This window comes from Ferrithrix thermotolerans DSM 19514 (assembly GCF_900128965.1).
GTDB lineage: Bacteria > Actinomycetota > Acidimicrobiia > Acidimicrobiales > Acidimicrobiaceae > Ferrithrix > Ferrithrix thermotolerans.
On record NZ_FQUL01000094.1, the window covers coordinates 1 to 1,115 of the forward strand.

General features: G+C 50.2%; 2 protein-coding genes. Both read left to right on the top strand.

From position 1 onward, the window contains the following. The first annotated feature begins 349 nt into the window (after positions 1 to 349). Complete coding sequence (locus BUA24_RS11770; RefSeq protein ID WP_072792818.1) at positions 350 to 592, top strand: AbrB/MazE/SpoVT family DNA-binding domain-containing protein; 243 nt, start codon at positions 350 to 352, stop codon at positions 590 to 592. After that, positions 583 to 999, top strand: a complete 417-nt coding sequence (locus BUA24_RS11775) for a type II toxin-antitoxin system VapC family toxin (RefSeq protein WP_072792820.1) — start codon at positions 583 to 585, stop codon at positions 997 to 999. The genes BUA24_RS11770 and BUA24_RS11775 overlap by 10 nt, the downstream gene beginning before the upstream one ends. Positions 1,000 to 1,115: the final 116 nt, after the last annotated feature.

The following is a 1,115-nucleotide window of genomic DNA, read 5'->3' on the forward strand; positions in this document are numbered from 1 at the left end:
TCCCGAGGTGGTCTGAATCAATCAACCGACAGAGGAGCTAACGCTGATTCAGTAATTTCCTTCACAAGATGTCTACAAAAGGTTGGTAGGATCCGAAAGTAGAGCTTGGTCGCTAAGTGTCATGGCTTATTTGCACAACTTATGGTACACAACCCATTCTCGATTTCCTTTGACAGGATGGATTGGCTTTGATGTCTGGACATTGTGACCGTACATTGGTCGATGCAATTAACCCAAACAGTTCGATTAGGAGTTGACAAAAGTTTGAAAGCCGGCCGCTAGGTTGCAGGCGGTATTGAGAGTCTTTCAGCGGCTTCTTTGACCTGAAGAATTGCTATTCTTTACAAATATGGAGAAAGTAAAGAAACCATGGCGCGCTACTAAGATTAGCCAAAAGCACCAGGTGACCATTCCAATTGACGCAATGCGAATCGCTGGTTTAGAAGTGGGCGAGCGTGTCATTGCTAGAGCCGACGGCCCCGGCCGGGTGGTGCTCGAACGTGAAGAAGATGTCATTTCGAGTTTCTCAGGGTCAATGACGGGCATATTCGAACACGAAATGCTTGAACGACTTCGTAACGAATGGGACTAACCGTCATCGACGCAGGTGTTCTTATTGGTTTTTTCGACGCGAGTGACGCGCACCATCTCGAGGCAAAGAGCGAGTTGGCTAACGCTCGACAGCGCGGAGACCAAATAGCAATACCGGCTTCAGCGCTTGCTGAAGCGCTGGTGTCTCCGGCGCGCTACGGTGAGTCATCAGTCGCAAGAGTTCTTGAGTTCCTAGAGCGTCTCCCACTCAAGGTGGCGGAACTGGATATAGAAACCGCTGTTGCGGCAGCGAGACTCCGAGCCCGTCACGGCCAAAAGGTCAAACTGCCTGACGCCCTGGTTATTGCTACCGCCATCCAAAATAGCGCTGGCGTACTTATCACAACTGATCGAGGTTGGCCCCTCAAGAGCGAATTAGGCTTCGAAGGAAATCTCATCAGTCTCTGACGATAAAACATCTGGCGATCCCGGGTCTTCGGAAATAAGTGGTAATCCGGTGCCAAGATCGACCAGGAATCGGTAAGTTGTTGAGCGTTCTTGGGTGTATGGCCAGATTGAAGCCG

Coding starts and splice junctions, on each gene's coding strand:
- BUA24_RS11770 (WP_072792818.1), top strand. CDS start 350: ATGGAGAAAGTAAAGAAACCATGGCGCGCTACTAAGATTAGCCAAAAG.
- BUA24_RS11775 (WP_072792820.1), top strand. CDS start 583: ATGGGACTAACCGTCATCGACGCAGGTGTTCTTATTGGTTTTTTCGAC.